The sequence below is a fragment of the Neochlamydia sp. TUME1 genome (assembly GCF_000813645.1).
Taxonomy (GTDB): domain Bacteria; phylum Chlamydiota; class Chlamydiia; order Chlamydiales; family Parachlamydiaceae; genus Neochlamydia.
Genome location: NZ_JRXI01000055.1, coordinates 1 through 4,183, shown reverse-complemented (window position 1 = coordinate 4,183; position 4,183 = coordinate 1). Strand labels below are relative to the sequence as shown.

The window sequence follows — 4,183 nt, the reverse complement described above, 5'->3', positions numbered from 1 at the left end:
TCACTAAAAGTAAATTTACATTTTTCCTTTCTAAAACTGATGCAATAATGAAGTTTTTTTGGTAAATCAGGTAGAACTATCTAAATTGCCTTGCTTTTTGTAAATTGTACCTAGATTACTGTAATCACTCGCTACCAGAGGATGATTTTCCCCAAAAAACTTAAGGTCAATAGCGAGTGCTTTTCTAATATGCTCTTCCGCCTCGTCTAAATGGCCTTGCTTTTGGTAGATTAATCCTATGTTGCTATAGTTGATTGCTACCGTGGGATGATTTTCACCAAGAAACTTAAGGTTAATGGCGAGCGCTTTATTGCTATACTCCGCTGCTTTATCTAGCTTGTCTTGCTCTTTGTAGATTTGTCCTAGATTACTGTAATCGAGTGCCACGTTGGGATGATTTTCGCCAAAAATCTTAAGATCAATGGTAAGCGCTTTGCTAGCATACTCTTCCGCTTGGCCTATATTGCCTTGAGCTTCGTAGATTTGTGCTAAGTTATTGTAATAACTTGCCACATTAGAATTATGTTCCCCAAAAAGTTCAAGGTTAATGGCGAGCGCTTTGCCAATAGACTTTAAAGCCTTGTCTAAATGGCCTTGCTCTCGGTAGATTGTCCCCAGGTTGTTGTAACAAATTGCCACATCGGGATGATTTTCACCAAAAAGCTTAAGGTTAATGATAAGCGCTTTGCTAATATGCTCTTCTGCTTTGTCTAAATTACCTTGCTTTTTGTAGATCATCCCCAGATTGTTGTAATCGATTGCAACCTGGGGATGATTTTCATCAAAAAGCTTAAGGGTGATGACAAGCGCTTTGCTAATATACTCTTTTGCTTTGTCTAAATGGCCTTGCTCTCGGTAGATTACTCCTAGGTTATTGTAACAATCTGCCATCCCGGGGCGATATTCATCAGAAAGCTTAAGCTCAATAGTAAGCGCTTTGTTAATATATTTTTCTGCTTTGCCTAAATTGCCTTGCTTTTGGGAGATTTGTCCTAGGTTATTGTAATGGGTTGCCACGGTGGGATGATTCTCACCAAAAAGTTTAAGGTTAATGGTAAGCGCTTTTTTAACATACTCTTTCGCTTTGCCTAATTTGCCTTGCTTTTTGTAAATTGTACCTAGATTACTGTAATCACTCGCCACCAGAGGATGATCTTCCCTAAAAAACTTAAGGTCAATAGCGAGTGCTTTTCTAATATGCTCTTCTGCCTTGTCTAAATGGCCTTGCTTTTCGTAGATTAATCCTATGTTGCTATAGTTGATTGCTACCGTAGGATGATTTTCACCAAGAAACTTAAGGTTAATGGCGAGCGCTTTATTGCTATACTCTGCTGCTTTATCTAGCTTATCTTGCTCTTCGTAAATCATTCCCAAGTTTTGGTAACAAGTTGCCATCAAGGGATGATTTTCACCAAAAAGCTTAAGGTTGATGGCAAGCGCTTTGCTAGCATACTCTTCCGCTTGGCCTATATTGCCTTGAGCTTCGTAGATTTGTGCTAAGTTATTGTAATAACTTGCCACATTAGAATTATGTTCCCCAAAAAGCTCAAGGTTAATGGCGAGCGCTTTGCCAATAGACCCTAAAGCCCTGTCTAAATGGCCTTGCTTTCGGTAGATTGTCCCCAGATTGTTGTAACAAATTGCCACATCGGGATGATTTTTCCCAAAAAGCTTAAGTTTGATGACAAGCGCTTTGCTAATATATTCTTCTGCTTTGTCTAGATGGCCTTGCTCTAGGTAGATTATCCCCAGATTGTTGTAATCGATTGCAACCTGGGGATGATTTTCCCCAAAAAGCTTAAGTTCGATGACAAGCGCTTTGTGAATATACTCTTTCGCTTTGTCTAAATGGCCTTGCTCTAGGTAGATTACTCCTAGATTATTGTAACAATTTGCCACCATGGGACGATATTCATCAGAGAGCTTAAGCTCAATAGTAAGCGCTTTGTGAATATACTCTTCTGCTGTGTCTAAATTGCCTCGTTCTTTGCAGATTAGTCCTAGGTTGTTGTAATCCCTTGCTAATACAGGATTATGTTTCCCAAACAGCTTAAGATCAATGATAAGCGCTTTATTGCTATACTTTGCCGCCTGGTTTAAATTGCCTTGTGCTAGGTAGATTTGTCCTAGGTTGTTGTAACAAGTTGCCACCTCGGGATGATTTTCACCCAAAAGCTTAAGGTCAATGGCAAGCGCTTTGTTAATATATTTTTCTGCTTTGCCTAAATTGCCTTGGTCTTGGTAGATTAGTCCTAGGTTATTGTAAAAATTTGCCATATGGGGATGATATTCATCAAAAAGCTCACTACCCATGGCAAGCGCTTTTTTGCTATACTTTTCCGCTTTGTCTAAATTACCTAGCTCTCGGTAGATTGTCCCTAGATTGTTGTAATCGGTTGCACGGCTGGGATAATTTTTACCAAAAAGCTCAAGGTTGATGGCAAGCGCTTTTTTGCTATACTTTGCCGCCTGCTCTAAATTGCCTTGCTCTTGGGAGATTTGTCCTAGGTTATTGTAATGGTTTGCCACGGTAGGATGATTTTCACCAAAAAGTTTAAGGTTAATGGCAAGCGCTTTTTTTACATACTCTTCTGCTTCGCCTAAATTGCCTTTCTCTTTGTAGATCATTCCCAGGTTGTTGTAACAAGTCGCCACTACGCAATGGTATTCACCAAAACGTCTAAGGTTAATGGCAAGCGCTTTGGTACTATACTTTACCGCCTTATCTAAATTGCCTTGCTTTTGGGAGATTTGTCCTAGGTTATTGTAATGGGTTGCCACGGTGGGATGATTCTCACCAAAAAGTTTAAGGTTAATGGTAAGCGCTTTTTTAACATACTCTTCTGCTGTGTCTAAATTGCCTCGGCTCTGGTAGATTCCTCCCAGCTCGTTGTAATTGACTGCCACGGAGAGACGATTTTCACCAAAAAAATTAAGGTTGATGGCAAGCGCTTTGTTAATATACTCTTCCGCTTTGTCTAAATTGCCTTTCTCTTTGTAGATTAACCCTAGGGTGTTGTACTCTCTTGCCATCCCGGGGTGATATTCACCAAAAAGCTTGATGGTAATGGCAAGCGCTTTGTTGCTATAATCTATTGCTTTATCTAAATTGCCTTGCTCATGGTAAAGGATTGCAAGAGCACTTAAAACTTCTGTATTTTGTGGATTTTCTTGTTCTGCTAAAAGATAACATTTTTCTGCTTCTTTATGCTGAAAAAGCCTTTGGCATATATCACCTTGCATCTCTAGTGAGTTATCCTCCAAATCAGAAGATTTAAGTTTATCTTCATTGCCTGCTAAAAATTCGTGAATAGATTGATAGAAAGGAATAAAGAGGTGGTAGATTTTTTTTATCTTCTTTAGAGTTGTATGATCTAGGGTAAACTGCTGTTGAATAAGACCTGGATCCTCAAAGCCAAAAGGTTTAAGGAGAGGATTCATCATCTCTTTTTGCGCCTGATAATGAGAGTAAGTTTTAAGACGCATGAATAAGGCTACGCTCATCCAATCCTTTAACTTTTCTGTAGCCTCTTTTGTCATAATCTTTAATTCACTTAGCTTATCAATCCTAGTAAAAGTATCAGCAGCCTCTACTTTTTTAAGAAGTGCTAACCGGTCAAAAGCTAAATGAGGAAACCTATAAAAATCATTTTTAACTTGAAACAGCATGCCATGCCTGTGTAAATCCCTTCGCGGGTTAAAAGCTATCATATCAGCTAGCACAAGATGCTGCTTGGCTAAATAATGGCGCAGATCAAGGTTTTCTTGATAAGACGTATTGAGTATTTCTTGAATTTTTTCATCATAGGCTTTAGTTAGCTCTTCGTTGCCTAACAAATGAGTAAAGTTTAGCAATTCCATAGGAAGATGAGGTTCTTTCTCATGCCACCATTGGCCTTTTTCATCTTTACCCAGATATTGAGCCATCTGTTCAGGAGTTTGAATAAGCTCAAATGTCTTACCATTCCCCAGAGGAGTTTTGCAGCCTTTTCCTTCTACTCCTGCTCCATCAAAGGCAAAGCCCCGTGGTGTTACACCATCAAAAAAATTAATGGCTTTTAAGCAAGGAATATTTAAAGCAGGAAGGATAGTTTCTCCTAAGTTGATAACCTGCAAGTGAATTAGATTTGTAAGATTCCTAAAGTACTTCTTATTTATAGAATTGTCGTCTTGTACAAGGATA

Annotated in this window: 1 protein-coding gene; it reads right to left on the bottom strand. The window is 38.9% G+C overall.

All coding sequences use genetic code 11. From position 1 onward, the window contains the following. Positions 1–66 precede the first annotated feature (66 nt). Positions 67–4,116 carry a tetratricopeptide repeat protein gene (locus tag DB41_RS10530; protein WP_155117544.1) on the bottom strand — a complete coding sequence of 1,350 codons (4,050 nt, stop codon included), beginning with the start codon at positions 4,114–4,116 and terminating at the stop codon, positions 67–69. Positions 4,117–4,183 lie beyond the last annotated feature (67 nt).